Genomic DNA, 20019 nt, shown 5'->3' with positions numbered 1-20019 from the left:
AATAAAAACAATGACTAAGCCGATCTCCCGCGATTAAGTACGCTCTCGCGGAATCAATGGGTTAGCTGTGGCGCGGGGTCAGTTTGGGGCCACCGCTTGCCGGCGGCGCGGGCAACCCGCAGCCGGTGAATCTCCGCCCGTAGCCGCGCCTGGTGTCGGATGACCCAGAGACATCGGCCTGCGCATGCTCAAGCCCCACGAGCTTTACCGCGCGCAGGGCTTCCCGGCTGGCTACATCATCGATCGCACGGCCAACGGAACTCCCCTCAACACCAGCGCTGCGGTGCGCATGGTGGGTAAGCGTCAGCCCGCCGCCACTGCGGGCCCTTGCCGAGGCAAACCTTGACTTGGCATCCATTCCGCTGGCGATCGCGGCGTGATCGCGCATTTCATTCGCTCGCGACTCTCAATCGCACCCAGTCCGTGGCGATCGTCAACGCGGCGCGCTCTGCATCTACCCGTGTTGCGTGTCGAGCGGCAGTTTCGACCGTTTGCAGCTGCTCGCCGCCAGGGCCAGCGATGCGTACGAAACCCTGCCAGTGCGTCCCGCAGGTCCGGGAGAACACCGACAGCTCATAGCCCTCCACGTTATTCCTCAACGGCATCAGCCAACCCCGTACGCAAGGTTGGCGGATTGTCCCACCTAACTTCGAAACCGTCTCGCTGTTTTTTCCTGCAGCAACACAAGCGCCCTGCCGATCGGAACCCCTTATGACCCCGCGACACATCAGCCACCCTGAGGGCCTGCCCAAGTGCGCAGCCGGCCACAGCGCGCGCCACATTCAAGATCTGCTAGGCCTCGCCGCCGGCGGCGGCCACCTGGTCGAATGCCGCTGCCGGGCTACCAGCAAGCACGCGGAGCCGGAGGCCGCCCTTGCCGCATGGCGGCGAATCAACCGGACACTCCGTGGCACCCGGAAGGTGCTGCCCGCGATCGCGGTGCCTTCGCAGGACAACGTGGTGCAGCTCGATTTCGGCTTGGCCTCGCCCACGCCGCCCTGGCAGCGCATTGCAGAAGGTGCCCATGGGCGCCGCTGAAAAACTCGACCTGTCCGGCAAGGACTGGCTGACGGTCGAGGAAGCCGCCCACTATTGCGGCGTCTCCAACAGCCAGTGCCGCAAGAACGCCCTGAACTACGGCCTCACACCCCGGCGCTTCATGGGAATGCGGTTGTATGAGAAGGCGGCGCTCTACGCCGCGATCCAAGGTGCTGAAGAATGGCAAAGGTTCGACTCTACTGGCGTGGCAGCAAGGCCTACCTCGACTGGGTAGAGCTTGATGTAAATCCGGCGGCATCAATGAAAGCACCCCGCGGGGTGCGGAGCGTCGCTGTCAGATTCTACGACCGAGCGCGATGCGCCGGCTATACCGAGCCAATCCAGCGCGCGCGCCATTGTGGTTGTTCCTGGCTCACACCGGCCTGCGCCGTGGCGAGATCATCGGCTTGGAGAAGAGCTCAGTGGTGGCCGGCCGTCTACTGGTCTAGAGCGACCCCGACGAGACTGGAGCAGGACGCACAAAGTCTGGGAAGTGGCGAGAGGTTCCGCTTAACCGCTATGCCAGGTGGGCGTTGCGCCGCCTGCCGGATCCACTGGTGGCGGTACACAAAGACAATGTGTCGGACTGGTTCAAGAAGGATTCCGAGCTGGCAGGAGTCGGCGGACACCTGCACCGGCTTCGCCACACCTTCTGCGCGCACATGGTCATGGCTGGTATTCCACTACGGCGGGTACAGCTACTGCTGGCCATGCCGACTGCGCTAATACTGAAAAATACTATACACATCTCACACCTGAGGGCGACGATGACGCTGTTGCCAAGCCGCGGTTCTAAGTTTCATCGATATGAGGCGAGGGAGCGGCGAATCGTGACATCTCGGTGTCCCACAGTACTTAGCATGCGACGAATCGCCAACTCGCTTACGTTTGCACGCGGGCCTATCACTATCTCCTTAATCGCTCCGGCCGGCAGCGGAATGTCTAGACAGCAAACTGGGACAGAACCCTTCATGCGAAACCCTAACGAAGCATCGCGCCCCGAGACCCAGGCATCCTCTTCCGCTGAGCTAGAAAACAGAGACACCACATCTCCCGCCTCTCGATCAACTTTCAAAATGTGCACCAAGCGCACCTCTGACTCTTCCTCGAATGCAGGACTCTTAAAGGACGCCAGATCGTAAGTAGCATGGTGAACTTTCCGCGCAATCTTGGAAACCTGGCGCGCGATCAACCGATCCGAGTCGGTCGCATCATCTGGGTGTTCCTCGGTGGCGACTTCATAGAGGGGACCAGGATCGTAGTCAGCATCCCCAAGCCTAGAGTAGTCGGCTTCGATCGAATCAAGGAATTCATCAATTAGCTGATCCTGCCTGTCGACTGAATAACAGACCTCCAATAAATTGATTGGAAGGTCAGTTAGACACTCCGGGTCAAACCCCACTGCAAAGCCGGACCCGTTGTCCGCATAGGCGCGCCACTGACTAAGCACATCCCACTTGGTGGAAAAGCAAGTCGCGACGCACATCGAATCAAACTTAACGTCTGCTCGTACAGAGGCGACTTTTTCGGCGAGCACTTGTGGTAACCCGGCATGACCCTCGATCAGGCGGTCCAAAGCTTCCAACCCCCAATCCATCTCCATTGAGTCGTTCATTTCCCTAATGTCGGAAAGTCGAAGGGTGCTATTGCTAAGGATCGCGTGCAAGGTTGATGGGCTGCAATAGTGATAGAGCAGCGCCCCTGCGGTTGGCACGTAGCGAACGTCGCTTAGCATCCTGCCTGCTTCCTCAATGTTGAAAAACTAGCTGTGCCAACTGTGCCAAATCATGCCGTAAAAGGGCAGAAATATGGCATTGAGCCACAGGTGCCGTCGCCTTAACTCATTGATTTATGGTGACCCCGGCCCGATTCGAACGGGCGACCTTCCCCTTAGGAGGGGGACGCTCTATCCAGCTGAGCTACGGGGCCATGTGCGGGCCAGGCGAGCGTGCCTGGCCGCAGGCTGCGCGCACATTGCGTGCGTGCAGCGGTGAAGGATACCCACATTCAGCGGCAGGACCAAGGCCGATGGCGCCGCGCGGGTACGCCCGGGTCAGCGGATTTCCAGCTCCGCGAAGCCCTTGACCAGCTCGTCCACGGCCTTGATCTGGGCCAGGAACGGTTCCAGCGCGCTCAGCGGCAGCGCGCTGGGGCCGTCGCAACGGGCATGGTCCGGGTCGCGGTGCGCTTCCAGGAACAGGCCGGCCAGGCCCAGTGCCATGCCCGAACGGGCCAGTTCGGCCACCTGGCGGCGGCGGCCACCGGAGGCTTCGCTGCCGGCATCGCGGCGCTGCAGGCTGTGGGTGACGTCGAAGATCGCCGGCAGCCCCCCGGTGGATTCAATCATTTCGCGGAAGCCGAGCATGTCCACGACCAGGTTGTCGTAGCCGAACTGCGAACCGCGTTCGCACAGGATGATGTTCTCGTTGCCGGCTTCGCGGATCTTGGACACGATGTGCTTGATCTGCGTGGGGCTGAGGAACTGCGGCTTCTTGATGTTCACGGCACGGCCGGTCTGGGCGATGGCCACCACCAGGTCGGTCTGGCGGGCCAGGAACGCCGGAATCTGCAGCACGTCGACCACTTCGGCCACCGGGGCGGCCTGGGCCACTTCATGCACGTCGGTGATCACCGGCACGCCGAGCTGGCGCTTCACTTCCTCGAAGATGCGCAGCCCTTCGTCCAGGCCCACGCCACGGTAGGAATGGATCGAAGAGCGGTTGGCCTTGTCGAACGAGGCCTTGAACACGTACGGGATGCCCAGCTTGGCCGTGACCTTGGTGAAGTGTTCGGCCGCGTGCAGGGTCGAATCGAGGTCTTCGAGCACATTCAGGCCGCCAAACAGCACGAACGGGAGACGGTTCCCGACGACCACGCCTTCTGCAACGGTAACGTTCATTCAGATTCCTGGGGGGCGAACAATGGTGTCCATTCTAGCGGTCGCCGCGACCGGGCGGGCGGCGCCGTGTGGCGCTGCGGCAATGCCGGCGGGACGCTCCTGATAGAATGGCGGGTCTGCACGCCGCACCCCCACCCTGCCAGCGGCTGCGCCCTTTTCGATCCGCAACAGGAGTTTGCATGTCCTCTGACCTGCTCAAGGCGCTCGGCCTCGACGCGACCAACGCTGGCACCTACCTCGGCAACGGCGAGTGGTCCTCGGCCACCAGCGCGGGCGTGATCACCTCGGTCAACCCGACCACCGGCGAGGCCATCGCCCAGGTGCACGCCACCACCGACGCCGACTACGAAACCATCGTGGCCCGTGCCCAGGAAGCCTTCAAGGTGTGGCGCACCACCCCGGCCCCGCGCCGTGGCGAAGCCGTGCGCCTGTGCGGCGAAGCACTGCGCGCCAACAAGGATGCGCTGGGTTCGCTGGTTGCGCTGGAAATGGGCAAGAGCAAGCCGGAAGGCGACGGCGAAGTGCAGGAGATGATCGACATCGCCGACTTCGCCGTAGGCCAGAGCCGCATGCTGTACGGCTACACCATGCATTCCGAGCGCCCCGGCCACCGCATGTACGAGCAGTACCAGCCGCTGGGCCTGGTCGGCATCATCAGCGCGTTCAACTTCCCGGTCGCCGTGTGGGCATGGAACTCGTTCCTGGCCGCGATCTGCGGTGATGTGTGCCTGTGGAAGCCGTCCAACAAGACGCCGCTGACCGCCATCGCGTCCATGCGCATCTGCAACGAAGCACTGCGTGGCGCCGGCTTCCCGGACATCTTCTTCCTGGTCAACGACGCCGGCACCGAGCTGTCGCAGAAGCTGGTGGCCGACAAGCGCGTGCCGCTGATCAGCTTCACCGGTTCGACCCAGGTCGGCCGCCAGGTCGCCGAAAAGGTTGCCCACCGCCTGGGCCGCTGCCTGCTGGAACTGGGCGGCAACAACGCCATCATCCTGGATGAGAGCGCGGACCTGAAGCTGGCCATCCCGGGCATCGTATTCGGTGCGGTCGGCACTGCTGGCCAGCGCTGCACCACCACGCGCCGCCTGATCGTGCATGAATCGATCTACGACAACGTGCTGGCCACGCTGGTCAAGGCGTACAAGCAGGTGGAGGGCAAGATCGGCGATCCGACCGATGCGGCCAACCTGATGGGCCCGCTCAACAGCGACAGCGCCGTGCAGCAGTTCCTGGCCTCGATCGAAAAGGCCAAGGCCAGCGGCGGCACCATCGAAACCGGCGGTACCCGCATCGACCGCGCCGGCAACTTCGTGCTGCCGGCCATTGTCACCGGGCTGAAGAACAGCGACGAAGTGGTGCAGCACGAAACCTTCGCGCCGATCCTGTACGTGATGAAGTACAGCACCCTGGACGAAGCCATCGACATGCAGAACGGCGTGCCGCAGGGCCTGTCCTCGTCGATCTTCACCCAGAACCTGAAGGTGGCCGAGCGTTTCCTGTCGGCAGCCGGTTCGGACTGCGGCATCGCCAACGTCAACATCGGCACCTCCGGTGCGGAAATCGGCGGCGCGTTCGGCGGCGAGAAGGACACCGGCGGTGGCCGTGAGTCCGGTTCGGATGCATGGAAGGTCTACATGCGCCGCCAGACCAACACCATCAACTACTCCGATTCGCTGCCGCTGGCCCAGGGCATCAAGTTCGACCTGTGATGGTTGAACGCCCCAGCCTGGATTACACCGGCCGCCGCGTACTGGTGGCCGGTGGCAGCAAAGGCATCGGCCGCGCGATGGCGCTGGCCTTTGCCGCCGCCGGTGCCCGTGTCTCGGTGTGCGCCCGCGGCGAACCCGGCCTGGCCGCACTGCGCGATGACGCCGCTGCCCAAGGACTGTCGCTGCACACCGCGGTTGCCGATCTTTCGCGCCTGGCCGATATCGAGCACTGGCTGGCCAGTGCCGCCGATGCCCTCGGCGGTATCGATGTGCTGATCAACAACGCCACCGGCTACGGCATGACCGACGATGAAGCCGGCTGGGAAGCCAGCCTCGGCGTCGACCTGATGTCGGCGGTGCGTGCCTCCCGCCTCGCCCTGCCCTGGCTGAAGCAGTCGGCCGAGGCCTGCATCCTCAACCTGGCCTCGATCGCCGCCCAGCAGCCGCGCCCCGGCGCCGCCCCGTATGGCGCCGCCAAGGCCGCACTGATGCACTACACCACCTCGCAGGCGCTGGCGCTGGCCCCGCACCGGATCCGGGTGAACGCCATTGCCCCGGGCTCGATCGAGTTCGAGGACGGGCTGTGGGCACGCCGGCGCGAGCTGGACCCCGACCTCTACCACGGCACCCTGGCCAGGATCCCGTTCGGGCGCTTCGGGCAGCCGCAGGAAATCGCCGATGCCGCCCTGTTCCTGTGCTCGCCGATGGCGCGCTGGATCACCGGGCATACCTTGAATGTCGATGGCGGCCAGGTCCTGATGGGATAAACCCGTCGCTGGCCCTATGATTCCCTTGTCCCACCTTCCCCCAGGAGCCGCATGAGCCTCCCGCCCCGCCAAACCAGCGCCATGGCCCTGATCAGCCTGATCGCCGGCATCCTCGGCTGGACCGCCCTTCCCTTCCTGGGCAGCGTGGTCGCCATCGTCACCGGGCACATGGCCCGCGCCGAAATCCGCCGCCGCCCGCTGGAAGTGGAAGGCGACGGCCTGGCCTTGGCCGGGCTGATCATGGGCTGGGTGGTGGTGATCGGCAGCCTGTTGGCGCTGCTGGCCATCGTGCTGTTCTTCGGCGGGCTGGCCTGGTTCGTTTCCCTGCAATCGTGAGGTGCCCATGAGCGGATCGGACGCAACCGGACGTTTCAGCAACCGCGTGGCGGATTACGTCCGCTACCGTCCCGACTACCCACCGGCGCTGCTGGACTGGGTGCATGGCGAGATGGGCGTGCCCACCGAAACCCTGGTCGCCGACATCGGCGCCGGCACCGGCATCTCCACACGCCTGTTCCTGGCCACCGGGCATCCGGTGATCGCGGTGGAACCCAACGCGCCGATGCGCGAGGCGGCCGGGAAGCTGCTGGCCGCCGAGTACCTGCGCCTGAAGCTGGTGGACGGCACCGCCGAAGCCACCACGCTGGCCGACGACAGCGTCGGCCTGGTCGCAGCGGCGCAGGCCTTCCACTGGTTCGACACCGATGCGGTGCGCACGGAATGGAAGCGCATCCTGCACCCGCAGGGCGTTGCGCTGGTGTTCTGGAACTCGCGCCTGCTTGACGCCTCGCCGTTCCTGGTCGGCTACGAACAGCTGCTGCTGGAGTTCGGCACCGATTACACCCAGGTGGCCGAGCGCTACCAGGACGACGATGCCATGCGCGCGTGGTTCGGCGCGGGCCTGCGCGGCACCGCCCGCTTCCCGAACGCGCAGTACATGGATGCCGACGGCCTGCGCGGTCGCCTGCTGTCGTCGTCCTATGCCCCGCCGCCGGGCCACCCCCGCCACGCCCCCATGCTGGAGGCGCTGCAGCAGCTGTTCGATGCGCACGCGGTCGATGGCAGAATCGCTTTTGAATACCAAACCCGTGCCTTCATCGGCACGCTGGACTGACTGGACGCCATGTACTCGCTTGCCCGACCCTTCCTGTTTTCCCTGGACGCCGAACGCGCCCATGGCCTGGGCCTGAGTGCGCTGGACCTCGCCTACCGTACCGGCACCACGCCGCTGCTGGCACGCCGTCCGGCCCCCTTGCCGACCAATGTGTTCGGGCTGAGCTTCCCCAACCCGGTCGGCCTGGGCGCCGGCCTGGACAAGAACGGCGAACACATCGACGCGCTGTTCGCGCTGGGCTTCGGGTTCGTGGAAATCGGCACCATCACGCCGCGACCGCAGGAAGGCAATCCCAAGCCGCGCCTGTTCCGGCTGCCCGCCCACCAGGCGATCATCAACCGCATGGGTTTCAACAACCTCGGCGTGGATGCACTGGTGCGCAATGTTGAACGCGCGCAGCGCCGCAGCGGCCTGCTTGGCATCAACATCGGCAAGAACAAGGACACTCCCAACGAGCAGGCGTTCGACGATTACCAGCACTGCCTGCAGAAGGTGTACCCGCTGGCCGATTACATCACCGTCAACATCTCCTCGCCCAACACCGCCGGCCTGCGTGAACTGCAGGAAGAAACCGCGCTGCGCCAGCTGGTCTCGCAGCTGCGCGAAAGCCAGGAAGCGCTGGCGGCCAAGCATGGCAAGCGCGTTCCGATGCTGGTCAAGGTCGCCCCGGACCTGAGCGACCGCGACATCGATGCCGCAGCGCGCGTGCTGGGCGAATTGAAGGTGGACGGAGTGATCGCCACCAACACCACCATTGACCGCAGTTCGGTTGCCGCCGACCGGCATGCCAGCGAAGCCGGCGGCCTGTCCGGCGCGCCGCTGCTGGGCCAGTCCACCCTGGTGCTGCGCCGCCTGCGCGCGCGGCTGCCCGAATCCACCCCGTTGATCGGCGTCGGCGGCATCCTGTCCGGTGCCGATGCCGTGGCCAAGATGGCTGCTGGCGCCGCGCTGGTGCAGTGCTACAGCGGCCTGATCTTCCGCGGCCCGGCGCTGGTGCACGACTGCGTGGAGGCGATCCGCCGACGCCGCGAAGCACCGAGCCGTGGCGCGGTGGCCCCCCTATGAGTACTGCAATGCCTGCCTGGTCACTGACCGAAAACGCCTCACTGAAGGCCCTCAACACCTTCCACGTCGACGCGGTTGCCGAACAGCTGCTGGAGCTGCACGACGCGGCCCTGCTGCCCGATGTGCTGGCCCTGCCCCAGGTCGCCGGCCACCCGCTGCTGGTACTGGGCAGCGGCAGCAACGTGCTGATCGCCGACGACGTGCCCGGCACTGTACTGGTATTCGCCAACCGCTCGATCGAAGTGCTGGAACACCGCGCCGACCACACCGTGGTGCGTGCCGGCGCCGGCGTGAACTGGCATGGGCTGGTGATGTGGTCGCTGCAGAACGGCCTGTCCGGGCTGGAGAACCTGGCACTGATTCCCGGCACGGCCGGTGCGGCCCCGATCCAGAACATCGGCGCCTATGGCGTGCAGGTTGATGAGTTCATCCAGGCGGTGGAAGCCTGGGACCGCCAGAACAACGAATGGGTGCGGCTGGACGCCGACGCGTGCGCCTTCAGTTACCGCGACAGCGTCTTCAAGCACGATGCGGACCGCTACCTGATCAGCGCCATCGAACTGCGCCTGCCCCTGTTGCATGACCTGCGCCTGGGCTATGCAGGCATTGCCGAGGAAATGCAGGCGATGGGCGTGGAGCTGCCGGTGGCCGCCGACGTGGCCAATGCGGTGATCGCCATCCGCCGGCGCAAGCTGCCCGACCCGGATGTGCTGGGCAATGCCGGCAGCTTCTTCAAGAACCCGGTACTGCCGCTGGAACAGGTGGAGGTGCTGCTGCAGCACTTCCCCGGCCTGCCGGTGTACCCGGCCGACCAGGACGACCGGCGCAAGCTCTCGGCCGCCTGGATGATCGAAGCCTGCGGCTGGAAAGGCTTCCGCGAAGGCGATGCCGGCGTGGCGCCCCAGCATGCCCTGGTGCTGGTCAACCACGGCAACGCCACCGGTGCCGAACTGCTCGCGCTGGCGCGGCGCATTTCCGCCTCGGTGCTGGAGAAATTCGGCGTTCCCATCGAACCGGAGCCGCGCCTGATCGGCGCGCAGTGGTGACCGTCCAGCTTGCCCTTCCCGCGCCGACACCGATGCGTGCGGCGCTGCTGATGCTGGGCAGTACCCTGGCCTTCGGGTTGATGGCCGTGGCGATCCGCTATGCCACCCGCTACGTGCCCACCCAGGAAGTGGCGTTCTTCCGCAACGCGTTCGGCCTGCTGGCGCTGCTGCCGTTCCTGTTGCGCCCGGGCAGCTCGCCGTTCCGCACGACACAGTTGCCCCGCTATTTCGTGCGCAGCCTGATCGGGCTGGCCTCGATGCTCTGTGCGTTCTGGGCCATCGGCCACCTGCCGATGTCGCAGGCGATCTCGCTGTCGTACTCCACGCCCCTGTTCGTCACCATCGCAGCCGTGCTGTTCCTTGGCGAGAAGGTACGCGCGCGCCGTTGGGCGGCCGTGGTCTGTGGCTTCATCGGGGTCCTGATCATCGTTCGCCCCGGCGCCGCCACCTTCAGCCCGGGCGTGCTGGTGGCGGTGCTGGCCGCCGTGCTCAGTTCGCTGGTTGCCATCCAGATCAAGCAGCTGACCCGCGTGGACGGGGCCGATACCGTGGTGTTCTACACCTACGTGTTCTGGGTTCCGCTGTCGCTGGTGCCTGCCCTGTTCGGCTGGGTCTGGCCCAGCGGCGTTGCGTGGGCCTGGCTGGCCGCTACCGGCGTGCTGGGCACGTTGGGCCAGCTGTTGTGGACCCGCGCGTTGCGGTTGGGCGAAGTCTCGGCGCTGACCCCGATCAGCTTCATGCAGCTGCCGCTGGTCAGCCTGCTGGGCTGGCTGCTGTTCAATGAAACGCTGGACCGCTGGACCGTCATCGGGGCGGGCATCATTCTTGCCGCAAATGCCTACATCGCGCACCGCGAGGCGGTACTGGTGCGGCGCGCGGCATCCGAAGCCGCTACGGCCGGCGCCAAGCCGGGCGAGTAAGCACGGTCGACGCCCCGCGCTACGCCACGGCAGCCCAACTGCGGGCAGCCGCATCGATCACGTTGCCCGGCGCGAACTGCTCCTCCATGAAACGCAACGCCTGGCGGCGCTGGCTGGGCGGACGCGAGGCCGCACCCGGCTCGAGCAGCAGGTCGTGGAACTCCTGCAGGTCGTGCAGGATCCGCCAGTGGCGGTAGTACGCCAGCCGGACCGGATCCAACGCCACGGCGCCATAGCCTTCGCGGAACCGCGGCGGATCATCGCGTCCCCAGCGACCGCCCACGCCTGCGCCGACGAACATCAGGTCGCGCTCACGTGGCGCCAGCACCATGTCGTCCCAGTCGATCAGGTGCAGCCCGCCATCGGCGCGCAGCAACAGGTTGCCGGCGTGCAGGTCGCCATGGCACAACCCCCGTGACCAGCGCTGCCCGGCAAGGCGCTCACGCAGCGCCATGCAGTGCTGCCAAACCTCGACCACCCGCGCCTGCCGCTGCCGCCAGACCCGTCGGTATTCCTCCGCCAGGGCATCGGGAATGGGCCAACGCTCATCACCGCGCTGCAGCCACGACCCCACCCGCTCCACCGCCGTGTCATCGTCGAACCCCGGTTGCGCAAGACCGGACGCCAACCGGGCCGGCAACGCGGTGTCATGCACCTGGCGCAACACCTGGCCCAGCCGGTGCCACTGCGCCTGCGACAGGGCCACTTCGAACCCCGACTCGCCCTCCACATAGGCAAACAGCGTCCACTGCAGGCCCTCGGCGTACGTGGCCGGGGCACCATCAAGCGCGGGCTGCGGGTCCACCACCTCGTCCAGGCCGAGCGCGCAGCGCAAATGCTGCATGACCTCCCACACGGCATCGGCCACGGCATAGCGGCGGCACTTCAACCACCAGCGCGTGCCGTCTTCGGAGGTCACCTGGTATACCGTGGCGCCCGCATCGGCACCCGCCGGCCGCTGCATGACGTGGCTGACCTGCAGGCCGTAGGCCTGGGCCAGCACGGCGCCGATCTGCGACGAAGACAAATCCTGTGGATGCAGCATCAACTCCGCCGTGGCGCACGAACATCGCACCACTATCCCAGAATCGCGTCGATACACACAGGGAAATGCGTCACGAAGAGACGTAATCTCTCATTCGTTATATTGATACGGGAGTCATACCGCCGCGCCCGCCGCAAGCGCCTGCAGTTCGCGCTGCAGCAGTGCCTGCACTTCTTCACGCTGGAACTGGGTAACGAACACCGGCACCGCAAACACGTAGGGCAACCCATCGGCGTCACGGCGAACCACATACGCCAGCTGCAACCGTGCCAGGGCGTGGCGGACCTGCTCCGGATCGACCCGCGCACCCGCCGCATCGAATGCAGCCAATAGTTCCACCAGGGTGATGCCACGCTCGCCGCTGCCGACCAGCTGCGCACCGGCGACCTGGTACACCACGATGCGGTCGATACGGCACGCCAGGGGATCGGGACTCAGCCGCGCCCAGCCGGCCAATGCATCGAACATCGGCTCGCTCACCAGCGCCGCGTGTACCTGCGTTGCATCCAGTACGCGCTGGCCACGGTCCAGCTGGCCAAGCAGCTGCTGGCAGGCAATGGCGACCAGGTTGGCGCGGCGACCACACGCCGCCACCAGCCGCTGCGGCAGGTCCGGGCTGGCGAAGTGCACGCCCAGGCGCGCCATCGGTTCGGTCGCCAAGGCCACGCAGGCGTCCTGTTCCAGCCCACCGATATGGATCACTTCGCCGAAGTTGCGCAACGGCGAGGCGAAATCCAGGGTGACCGCTTCGTACAGGTCCCAGAACCCGGCCAGCATGAAGTGGCAGCGTCCCTCTTCGCTCAGCGCGCGCAGCGCCGCCAGCTGCGGGTAGCCCTGTGCCGCTTCCGCGCGCAGGAACAGGTCGGTCTCGTCGATCAGCAGCAGCAGGCCGCGCCCCGCCGCCCGCGCGGACAACTCGGCGACCAGCGCATCGATCCCGGTGTCCTCGGCCAGACCCAGTTCCAGCGCCAGCCGCATTGTCAGCCGATGATCGCGCAGCGACAGGTACACACAGTGCACGCGCGGGTGGCCGACAAAGCGCCGCTCGATGGCCTTCATCAAACTGGTCTTGCCCAGCTGCCGACCGCCCACCAACAGGTAGTTGCCGGGCTCGCGGTTGAGCACGCGCGCCAGCAGCGACTCGCGTCCAAAGAAGGCCGCCGGACGGGTGATGCCGCCGTGGGTCTGGTAGGGCGAGATGCGGGTCACCCGGAGCTGCCGCGCCAGCAGCCCGACCAGCGCGTCCAGCGCGCCCGGCTGCAGCAGCCAGCGGGTCTGGGCGGCCTGGCCAAGGCACACGCACAGGTTGGCCGGATCCTCGGCGTAGGCAGCCAGTTCGGCCTCGACCGCCAGCGATGGGCTCACCACCAGCACCACGTCCTGCCCGTTGGGCATGGCGCGCAACTGCTGCACGATGGCATCGGCCGCCAACGCCGGATCGGGCTGGTACAGCCACAGCCGTTCCAGGGCCAACGGCAGCTTGTCCGGCAGGGTCCATTCGCGCACCAGGCCGGTGAGCGCCCAACCCGTTGCCGGCGCATCGATCGCACCGATGCGCGCGGCCAGCTGCAACGCGCGTGTGGTTGGGGTGGCCTGCAGGTGGCGCAGCGCATCGCGCCAGCGCACCGTGGCGATCCCGGCACCGGCGAGGACCCGATCTTTGAGCCGCAGCCATCCCAGCTGGCGGTCGATGGCGGGCAATGCCTGCAACGGCTGGGCAAGCAGCCGTTGTGGCTCGCGCACGATGTCGGCCACCGCCGGTCGCACCCAGTACCAGAGCATGCCAAGCCCGGCCAGGCCCAGCACCGACAGCCCCAGCACCACCGACAGCCACTGCACGATGCCCCACGGTACCTGCGCCCGGCAGTTGGCCGGTAGCCAGCGGGACGGTGGCGCAGGATCGCCAGGGCGGCAACGCCAGTACTGGGTGCGCGGCTCCAGCGTCTGCTCGATCACCGCACCGCGCAGTCCGCTGTTGGCCGGGAAGCGGTCGGTGAAGCGCAGGCGCAGCACGAACGGCTGCGGCAGTTCGGCAACCACCAGCGTTTCTTCCGGATCATGCACGCCCGGCACGTGTACCTGCTGCGGCCAGGTTTCATGCTGCAGCCAGTACGACAACGCCTCTTCGCGCAGGAACATCATGTCGATGTTCGCCCGCTGCATGAGCATCATGCTTTCGCCGTCGCGCTGCATGCGCAGCAGCTGCACCGGGTTGAGCCAGGGCACGAACAGGTAGCTGCCGACGAACCACGTCAGGCCGGCCACCAGCAGCAGCCACCACCAGCGCAGTACCGGCTGCCGGCGCGGTGGCCTGCTCATGCGGTCTGCACCTGCATGCCATCGATCACCTGCCGCACGGCGCGGCGGATCGCCTCGCAGCGCCATTCCAGGCAGTGCCCCTGCGGTTGCGGGCGCGCGGTCAGCAGGTTGTTCCAGTACAGATGGCGAAGCAGCGGATCAGCCAGGTACGGCCGGGCCGGTGCCACCACCGGCTGTGCCAGCCAGCCCTGCACGGCGGCACGCGCCGCGTCATCCCGCAACAGCGGTACCAGCCCTTCCCACAGGCGCGGATGGCTGGACAGCGTATCGGTGACCGCCTCATCGTCGAGAGTGGTGTCAACGAGCAACGTCAACGCCGCCTGCGCCAACAGCGGATGCCCGCCGGACAACCGCAGCGCGCGCGACAGCGTGTCATCGCCAATGCCAGGGGCACTGCGCCGCATGTCCTCGATTCCCAGCTCCGGCCAGCTCTCGCTGGCCGCGATGTTGAGCAGCGAAAGATCGCCGCCCTGGTACTTCAGGTCGGCCAGCGCGGCCCCGCCACAGATCAGCAGGTGCAGCTTGCCGCTGTACATTTCGCTGAGGCTGCGCAGGATGCCGGCCAGCACGTCGCGCGGCCCGGACTCCCCCTGCTCGAACCGGCTCACCAGGCAGAACAGCGCACCGGGCTGCTGCAGCCGACGCGCCAGCGCCATCTCGAAACTGGCATCCGAGCCCACGCCGTCCAGCCCGCACTGCGCGGCCAGCAAGGCAAAGTAGTCCTGGTCGCCCTCGCCGGAGCGGAACGGCGGCTGCAGGTGCAGCACGCGCTCCTGCCCATAGCGTGTGGCTGCTTCAGCGAGAATCGCCGCGCGCTCCGGGGGCTGCCCCCAATGGGCCTGGGTCAACAGCAGGCTCACCGGATACGGGCGCAGCAACTGCAGCCGGTCGAACAACCGGGTGACGGTGGGCGGCACTGAAACGGCGGGATCGGCCTGCTCTTCCCGTGCCGAGACCGGCTCCACCGGGAATTCCGGCTCGAACCCCACCGACTGCAGCAATGCATTGCATTCGGTTTCGGTCAGGCGCAGGTAATTGGCGCAGGCCAGTACCCGGTCGCGGTGCCGGCGGCTGGGCCGCGAGGTGCCGGCCCGCCAGTTGTTGACCGCCTCGCGGCTGATGCCGATCTCGGCGGCCACGCCGCCGGCACTGGCCCGGATCCGCCGCATGTGTCGAGACAGCAGGTCCGCGAACTCAGGGGCAGGCATGGGAAACGACCAGAACGGAAGAGAGTCGCACACCCTACCGTGACCGTATGGACTGTCAACCATGCCTGCGCTCCCCTGCCTGCCGCCGGCTCAGACCGCAGGAAGCGCAGGGGCCTGGCGCACGAACAGCTTGCGCGTCACCAGCAGGTGCACCACGAAGGCCAGGATCGCCAGCATGCCCAGCGCCACGATCACCCGGCCCAGTACCGAACCCAGCCCTTTCTGGCCTTCGAGCCGATCAAGCCGGTCGAACTGCGCGGGGTTGCTGCGTGCGTAAGCCACGTCGACCTGCGGCGCTTCGCCCAGGTACGGCGTGGCGTTGTCCTCGGAGGTGGAGAAGTGGCCGGTGTACTGAACGCCATCAACGCTGAAGTCGTAGCGGAAGTGGTACTGGTAGGACACCCGCCCCTTGCGGCGCTTTTCCTCGATGTGGTCGACCTGTACCGGTGCCTGCACGGTCACCGCATCCTTGAGGATGGCTTCGGCCTGGCGGTGTCCGCTCAGGGCCGACCAGGCAAAGAACACTGCAAGGAAGGCGTAGCCGATGCTGCACAGCCACCGCGAAACGCGGGACAGGCGGGCGTGCGAGGTGTCTGAAACTGGAATGCTGATCATCTGGTTTTCCCCTTGATGGTTCGACTGCGTCGACAGCCGGGTGGCTGTGACTTCGTGAACCAGTCTGGGGAAAGCGCGGCCATGCATGAACCAGCAGCCCGTCAAGTCGCGGCCTGCACCACTTGACGATTCGTCAAGGCAGGCAGGCGCTCAGTTCGCTCCGGCAGGATTCGACCGGGAAAGCCGCATCCCTTCCTTGGCGACATTCACTTCAAGCGCTGCCCGGGCAACCTCCACAAGGCCTTCGGTCAACGCATAGCCACCGCGTGCCTGCAGCCAGGCAAGGACATCGGCCAGGTGCCAGATCGAGGTGCTGCCGTCGTGTACGGGGAGGGGAAAACTGTCTGGATGGGACAGCATCAGTTTCCGCATGTTCTGCCGCGACACCCCGACCAGGGCAGCGACGTCGGTGAGGCCGACCAGATCGGGCGTCACCTCGATCAGGGTCGCGCCTGGCAGGGCACGCCGCACATCGTCAAGCGCACTGCGCACCGCAGCGTCAGCATTCCCGGCCTCACGCGTGAACTCCAGCGCGATGCGGCCTGGCAATCCGGTGCCGACCAGGGCGTCATCGCACCCCTGCTCCCCGAGCTGTTCAACCAGCGCCTGCAGGTCGCCATGGGCGTCTGGCAACTGGTATTTCAGGGTGAAGATGTACTCCATGATCCTGCTCCTCGGACATTGATCACCTGCGTTTCGCGCAGTTGTTTACGACGCGACGCAATGCTTCTGCGTGGTTGCCTGGATTTTTCGGCGTACTCCAGATGCTGGAAATGCAGAATTCACCACAGCGGCAGTCCTTGTCGTTGAAGGGGCAGTAGATGCGCCCCCATGCATGGCTCCCGCCAACTACTACCCGCCAACCCATCAGTTCGGCGTGCGCGATGGCAGCTTCTACTTCCCGCTTTGGATGCTTCGGTCTTGCCATCGGACGGCTCCAGTGTGGTGGTGCGGGCAACAGTTGTCAACTGACAACCATTACCCTCTTCCGTGAACAGGTGTCCTGATCGTGCTTTGCTGGTCGGCCTCCTTCCACCGCCATGTGAAGAATGTGTGGAGTACCGCACCTTTACGCGGGTCCCGATATTGCATCGCGTCGTGTAACCGATTACAGCGCCTGATAGCGTTGGCGCTGCCTCATTGGCGAGGCATATCAGGCAAGGACCTTTTGATGGGTTTGCACATCGCTCGTCGCGCCGCGCTGCTTCCGGTACTCGGCCTGGCCTTCGCTTCGGCCAGCCTGGCCCAGGACCTCCCTGGCCGTGGTCAGTGGCGTGCCAGCAGTTCCTCCCAGCAAGTCCCGGCCATGGCGGTCAGCCACCTCATCGACGGCGATCCCAAGACCGTCACCGGCGGAGCGTTCAGCCCGGGCCACTGGTTCCAGGTGGATCTGGGAAAAACCAGCACGCTCAGCGGCGCGCGCCTTACCTGGGACGTCTCCAATCCGGAGGGCTACAGCCTGCAGACCTCACTGGATGGGAGGCAGTGGCAGACCGTTTACACCATGCGCGACTCGCTCGGCGGCATCGAAACCCTCTACTTCGCGCCGCGCCAGGCCCGCTACCTGCGGCTGGCCAGTCCTGAGCGGACCTCGGACTGGGGCGTGTCCATCTTCGAACTCGAGCCGCTCGACCAGCGCGCGACAGCACGCATGCCCGGATTGGACGCGACCCAGGCAGCGGCCGTGTGGCAAGGCGGCAGCGCCGTGGCCATCCCCGCCGGGAAAGACGGCAGCCACGTATTGGAGATCGCCCTGCCGAGGGCCCTCTCCACCACCGGGTTGGCAGTGGACTGGGCAGGCGCACACGGCGGCGCGCGCCTTCAGGTACAGGATGCACAGGGCTGCTGGAGCGAACTCGCGCATGACCCGCAGGCCGGCAGCCGGCAGCAGAGCTGGCTGGCCGGAAGCGCGCCGGTAACAGCACAGGCGCTGCGCCTGCAGGTGCAGGGTGATGCGCCGAAGATCGCGCGCCTGCGGCTGCTCGGTCCGGCGGCAGTGATGACGCCGATGAAGCGCTACCAGAACGCGGCCAACGGCGCGCAGCGCGCTCTGTTCCCGGCCTCCCTGCACCTGCAGCAGACCTACTGGACCGCCGTGGGCGTGCACGGCGGCCTGCAGAAATCGATCTTCGACGAGTACGGCAACATCGAAGCGTTCAAGGGCGCACCGTTGGTACAGCCGATCTGGCGCAATGCCGATGGCACCGCCGCCGGCGCCGCCGACCAGCCAGTGCAGCACGCGCTGCGCGACGGTTGGAAGCCGATACCGTCGGTGACATGGAAACCGCAACCCGGCCTGGAATTGAAGAGCGAGGCCTTCGCCGTGGAGCTGGGTGGCCAACCGGTCACGCTGGTGCGCCACCGCCTGCGCAACGTGGGCACTGCGCCCATCGCGGGCAGCCTGTCGCTGGTGACGCGCCCGATGCAGATGAACCCCCCGTGGCAGAACGGCGGCCTCTCGCCGATCCGTTCGGTGGCCATCGAAGGCACCACGGTGCGGGTGAACGGACGCTCCCTGCTGCATTCGCTGACGTCGGTGGATGCGTCAGGCGTGGCGCCGTTCGGCCCCGATGGCAGTACCGAGATCACCGCTGCGGTGGCGCAGGGCGATCTGCCCAATGCGCAACAGACCGATGACCCGAATGGCCTGGCAGCGGCCGCCCTGGCCTACCGCATCGACCTCGCCCCGGGTGCCACCCAGTCGGTCGTGGTCGCGTTCCCGCTGGGTACCGCGGCTGCCAACAGCGACGGCGCGCTTCCGGAACCGCCAGCGGTAGCCTTCAGCACGAAAACGCAGAACCCGGATGCGATCTTCGACGCCCTCGCTACCGGCGTTTCCAACGACTGGCAGACGCGCCTGGGCCAGGTCGGCCTGCGCCTGCCCGACCCTTCGCTGGTGGATATGCTGCGCGCCCAAGCGGCGTACATGCTGATCAACCAGACCGGCCCGGCGATGCAACCGGGGCCGCGCAACTACAACCGCTCCTTCATCCGCGACGGCATGGCCACCTCGGCAGTGCTGCTGCGCATGGGCGAATCCCAGATCGCGCGCGACTACCTGGCCTGGTACACCGAACATGGCGTGCACGCCAACGGGCTGGTTTCGCCGATCCTCAACAACGACGGCAGCGTCAACACCGGCTTCGGTTCGGACATCGAATACGACAGCCAAGGCCAATACGTTGCGTTGGTGGCCGATGTCGCGCGTCTGGACGGTGGCCCCGAATCGGTGCGCGCCTACCTGCCGAAGGTGAAAGCAGCCCTGCGCTTCCTGCAGGAGCTGCGCGAGCGCACGCTGGTGCCCGGCTACATGGCCAGCCAGCCCGCGCCGGAGCGGTTCGCCGGCATCCTGGCACCGTCGATCAGTCACGAAGGCTACCCCTCGCCGACCCACAGTTACTGGGACGACTACTGGGGCCTGAAGGGCTGGCATGACGGCGCCTGGCTGGCCGAATCGCTGGGTGATCACGAAACCGCCGCGTGGGCGCGCGAACAGTACCGCTTGCTGCACGACGCGCTGGCCGCTTCGATCCGCGCCACCATGGCGTGGAAGGGCATCGACTTCATCCCCTCCTCCGCCGACCTGGGCGATGGCGACCCTACCGGCGTTTCGATCGCGCTGGACCCCACCGGCGCGCAGGACGTGCTGCCCGAGCAGGCCCTGCGCACCACCTTCGCGCGCTACCTGGATGACGTGCGCAAGCGCAACCTGCCCGACGCGCTGTATGCCTACACCCCGTATGAAATCCGCAACGTGCTCAGCTACGTGCACCTGGACCAGCCCGACGCCGCAGACGAACTGCTGCAGGGCCTGCTGCGCGACCGCCGGCCGCTGGAATGGCAGGTGCTGGCGGAAGTCGTCCACTCACGGCTGCGCTTCCCGCGATACCTGGGCGACATGCCGCACACGTGGATTGGTGCCGAGTACGGGCGCACGTTGTTCGGCATGTTGATGCGCGAAGACGACGATGCGCTGTCGCTGCTGCCGGGTACGCCGCCGTCGTGGCTGGTGGGCGACGGGTTGGCCGTGGAGCGGTTGCCAACGGCGTTCGGGACGCTGCAGATGGACGCGGTGCAGCGTGGCAACTCACTCAAGGTGACGTTGGGCAAGGGGCTGCGGAAGGACGCTGCGGTCCGGGTCTGGTGGCCTTCGCGCACGCGGCCCAGCCAGGTGCGGGTGGATGGGCGCGCTGTGCAGGACTTTGATGCGAAAGGGGTTCTGATCAGCAAGCCGTTCCGGACGCTGGACGCAGTCTGGTAGAGCCGGGCCC

General features: G+C 66.4%; 18 protein-coding genes, 1 tRNA gene and 1 pseudogene. 11 read left to right on the top strand and 9 right to left on the bottom strand.

Features of this window, described 5'->3' with window-relative positions:
• The first annotated feature begins 711 nt into the window (after positions 1–711).
• The 3 genes and pseudogenes from V9K91_RS13590 to V9K91_RS13580 form a co-directional block, all read left to right on the top strand.
• Positions 712–1038: a hypothetical protein gene (locus V9K91_RS13590; RefSeq protein ID WP_336443388.1), complete on the top strand. Its 327-nt coding sequence runs from the start codon at positions 712–714 to the stop codon at positions 1036–1038.
• Entirely contained in the window at positions 1025–1273 is a 249-nt protein-coding gene (locus tag V9K91_RS13585) for a hypothetical protein (protein WP_336443387.1), read from the top strand. Before V9K91_RS13590 ends, V9K91_RS13585 begins: the two co-directional genes overlap by 14 nt.
• A gap of 322 nt (positions 1274–1595) precedes the next feature.
• Positions 1596–1685: pseudogene (locus V9K91_RS13580) on the top strand (recombinase XerD); the annotation flags it as partial.
• A 152-nt stretch (positions 1686–1837) separates the two neighbouring features.
• On the opposite strand, the gene V9K91_RS13575 reads toward V9K91_RS13580, so the two are convergent.
• The 3 genes from V9K91_RS13575 to kdsA form a co-directional block, all read right to left on the bottom strand.
• Positions 1838–2773, bottom strand: coding sequence for a DUF2971 domain-containing protein (locus V9K91_RS13575; protein WP_337308193.1), 936 nt, complete (start codon positions 2771–2773; stop codon positions 1838–1840).
• A gap of 117 nt (positions 2774–2890) precedes the next feature.
• Positions 2891–2967: transfer RNA gene (locus V9K91_RS13570), tRNA-Arg, on the bottom strand.
• Positions 2968–3091: 124 nt separating this feature from the next.
• Positions 3092–3937: a 3-deoxy-8-phosphooctulonate synthase gene (gene kdsA, locus V9K91_RS13565; protein WP_184123810.1), complete on the bottom strand. Its 846-nt coding sequence runs from the start codon at positions 3935–3937 to the stop codon at positions 3092–3094.
• 179 nt (positions 3938–4116) lie between these two features.
• Here kdsA and V9K91_RS13560 point away from each other — a divergent pair, with 179 nt between their 5' ends.
• Genes V9K91_RS13560 through V9K91_RS13530 form a run of 7 tightly spaced genes read left to right on the top strand, consistent with a single transcriptional unit; the run spans position 4117 to position 10561 of the window.
• Positions 4117–5649, top strand: a complete 1533-nt coding sequence (locus V9K91_RS13560) for an aldehyde dehydrogenase family protein (protein WP_095364601.1) — start codon at positions 4117–4119, stop codon at positions 5647–5649.
• The gene (locus tag V9K91_RS13555) at positions 5649–6416 is read left to right on the top strand and encodes an SDR family oxidoreductase (protein WP_095364602.1); all 768 of its coding nucleotides are present in this window, start codon (positions 5649–5651) and stop codon (positions 6414–6416) included. Before V9K91_RS13560 ends, V9K91_RS13555 begins: the two co-directional genes overlap by 1 nt.
• A 51-nt stretch (positions 6417–6467) precedes the next feature.
• Positions 6468–6752 (top strand): DUF4190 domain-containing protein, encoded by a 285-nt coding sequence (locus V9K91_RS13550; protein WP_336443385.1) that lies wholly within the window; start codon positions 6468–6470, stop codon positions 6750–6752.
• A 7-nt stretch (positions 6753–6759) separates the two neighbouring features.
• Entirely contained in the window at positions 6760–7530 is a 771-nt protein-coding gene (locus V9K91_RS13545) for a class I SAM-dependent methyltransferase (RefSeq protein ID WP_336443384.1), read from the top strand.
• A 9-nt stretch (positions 7531–7539) separates the two neighbouring features.
• Positions 7540–8595 (top strand): quinone-dependent dihydroorotate dehydrogenase, encoded by a 1056-nt coding sequence (locus V9K91_RS13540; protein ID WP_336443383.1) that lies wholly within the window; start codon positions 7540–7542, stop codon positions 8593–8595.
• Positions 8592–9641 (top strand): UDP-N-acetylmuramate dehydrogenase, encoded by a 1050-nt coding sequence (gene murB, locus V9K91_RS13535; RefSeq protein WP_336443382.1) that lies wholly within the window; start codon positions 8592–8594, stop codon positions 9639–9641. The genes V9K91_RS13540 and murB overlap by 4 nt, the downstream gene beginning before the upstream one ends.
• Before the next feature lie 32 nt (positions 9642–9673).
• Positions 9674–10561, top strand: a complete 888-nt coding sequence (locus V9K91_RS13530; RefSeq protein WP_068851364.1) for a DMT family transporter — start codon at positions 9674–9676, stop codon at positions 10559–10561.
• Between the two features lie 19 nt (positions 10562–10580).
• On the opposite strand, the gene V9K91_RS13525 is transcribed toward V9K91_RS13530, so the two are convergent.
• The 6 genes from V9K91_RS13525 to V9K91_RS13500 form a co-directional block, all read right to left on the bottom strand.
• Entirely contained in the window at positions 10581–11606 is a 1026-nt protein-coding gene (locus V9K91_RS13525) for an aminoglycoside phosphotransferase family protein (RefSeq protein ID WP_336443381.1), read from the bottom strand.
• A 114-nt stretch (positions 11607–11720) separates the two neighbouring features.
• On the bottom strand, positions 11721–13925 hold the full coding sequence (locus V9K91_RS13520; protein ID WP_306988933.1) for a hypothetical protein: 2205 nt from the start codon (positions 13923–13925) through the stop codon (positions 11721–11723).
• The gene (locus V9K91_RS13515; protein ID WP_336443380.1) at positions 13922–15133 is read right to left on the bottom strand and encodes a helix-turn-helix transcriptional regulator; all 1212 of its coding nucleotides are present in this window, start codon (positions 15131–15133) and stop codon (positions 13922–13924) included. Before V9K91_RS13515 ends, V9K91_RS13520 begins: the two co-directional genes overlap by 4 nt.
• A gap of 90 nt (positions 15134–15223) precedes the next feature.
• Complete coding sequence (locus tag V9K91_RS13510; protein ID WP_336443379.1) at positions 15224–15748, bottom strand: DUF3592 domain-containing protein; 525 nt, start codon at positions 15746–15748, stop codon at positions 15224–15226.
• 150 nt (positions 15749–15898) lie between these two features.
• Positions 15899–16411, bottom strand: a complete 513-nt coding sequence (locus V9K91_RS13505) for a DNA-binding protein (protein WP_210132350.1) — start codon at positions 16409–16411, stop codon at positions 15899–15901.
• Between the two features lie 22 nt (positions 16412–16433).
• Positions 16434–16676 carry a hypothetical protein gene (locus V9K91_RS13500; protein WP_336443378.1) on the bottom strand — a complete coding sequence of 81 codons (243 nt, stop codon included), beginning with the start codon at positions 16674–16676 and terminating at the stop codon, positions 16434–16436.
• Positions 16677–16919: 243 nt separating this feature from the next.
• On the opposite strand from V9K91_RS13500, the gene V9K91_RS13495 reads away from it, so the two are divergent.
• Positions 16920–20009 (top strand): discoidin domain-containing protein, encoded by a 3090-nt coding sequence (locus V9K91_RS13495; protein ID WP_336443377.1) that lies wholly within the window; start codon positions 16920–16922, stop codon positions 20007–20009.
• Positions 20010–20019 lie beyond the last annotated feature (10 nt).

The sequence above is a fragment of the Stenotrophomonas sp. CCNWLW57 genome (assembly GCF_037203925.1).
Taxonomy (GTDB): domain Bacteria; phylum Pseudomonadota; class Gammaproteobacteria; order Xanthomonadales; family Xanthomonadaceae; genus Stenotrophomonas; species Stenotrophomonas rhizophila_A.
Note: the sequence above shows the minus strand (reverse complement) of the source record. Positions and strands in the feature narration are given on the sequence as shown.

Bases quoted from the DNA above. Each gene is read 5' to 3' on its own strand.
- V9K91_RS13590 (WP_336443388.1), top strand. From the start codon at position 712: ATGACCCCGCGACACATCAGCCACCCTGAGGGCCTGCCCAAGTGCGCA.
- V9K91_RS13585 (WP_336443387.1), top strand. From the start codon at position 1,025: ATGGGCGCCGCTGAAAAACTCGACCTGTCCGGCAAGGACTGGCTGACG.
- V9K91_RS13575 (WP_337308193.1), bottom strand. From the start codon at position 2,773: ATGCTAAGCGACGTTCGCTACGTGCCAACCGCAGGGGCGCTGCTCTAT.
- kdsA (WP_184123810.1), bottom strand. From the start codon at position 3,937: ATGAACGTTACCGTTGCAGAAGGCGTGGTCGTCGGGAACCGTCTCCCG.
- V9K91_RS13560 (WP_095364601.1), top strand. From the start codon at position 4,117: ATGTCCTCTGACCTGCTCAAGGCGCTCGGCCTCGACGCGACCAACGCT.
- V9K91_RS13555 (WP_095364602.1), top strand. From the start codon at position 5,649: ATGGTTGAACGCCCCAGCCTGGATTACACCGGCCGCCGCGTACTGGTG.
- V9K91_RS13550 (WP_336443385.1), top strand. From the start codon at position 6,468: ATGAGCCTCCCGCCCCGCCAAACCAGCGCCATGGCCCTGATCAGCCTG.
- V9K91_RS13545 (WP_336443384.1), top strand. From the start codon at position 6,760: ATGAGCGGATCGGACGCAACCGGACGTTTCAGCAACCGCGTGGCGGAT.
- V9K91_RS13540 (WP_336443383.1), top strand. From the start codon at position 7,540: ATGTACTCGCTTGCCCGACCCTTCCTGTTTTCCCTGGACGCCGAACGC.
- murB (WP_336443382.1), top strand. From the start codon at position 8,592: ATGAGTACTGCAATGCCTGCCTGGTCACTGACCGAAAACGCCTCACTG.
- V9K91_RS13530 (WP_068851364.1), top strand. From the start codon at position 9,674: ATGCGTGCGGCGCTGCTGATGCTGGGCAGTACCCTGGCCTTCGGGTTG.
- V9K91_RS13525 (WP_336443381.1), bottom strand. From the start codon at position 11,606: ATGCTGCATCCACAGGATTTGTCTTCGTCGCAGATCGGCGCCGTGCTG.
- V9K91_RS13520 (WP_306988933.1), bottom strand. From the start codon at position 13,925: ATGAGCAGGCCACCGCGCCGGCAGCCGGTACTGCGCTGGTGGTGGCTG.
- V9K91_RS13515 (WP_336443380.1), bottom strand. From the start codon at position 15,133: ATGCCTGCCCCTGAGTTCGCGGACCTGCTGTCTCGACACATGCGGCGG.
- V9K91_RS13510 (WP_336443379.1), bottom strand. From the start codon at position 15,748: ATGATCAGCATTCCAGTTTCAGACACCTCGCACGCCCGCCTGTCCCGC.
- V9K91_RS13505 (WP_210132350.1), bottom strand. From the start codon at position 16,411: ATGGAGTACATCTTCACCCTGAAATACCAGTTGCCAGACGCCCATGGC.
- V9K91_RS13500 (WP_336443378.1), bottom strand. From the start codon at position 16,676: ATGGCAAGACCGAAGCATCCAAAGCGGGAAGTAGAAGCTGCCATCGCG.
- V9K91_RS13495 (WP_336443377.1), top strand. From the start codon at position 16,920: ATGGGTTTGCACATCGCTCGTCGCGCCGCGCTGCTTCCGGTACTCGGC.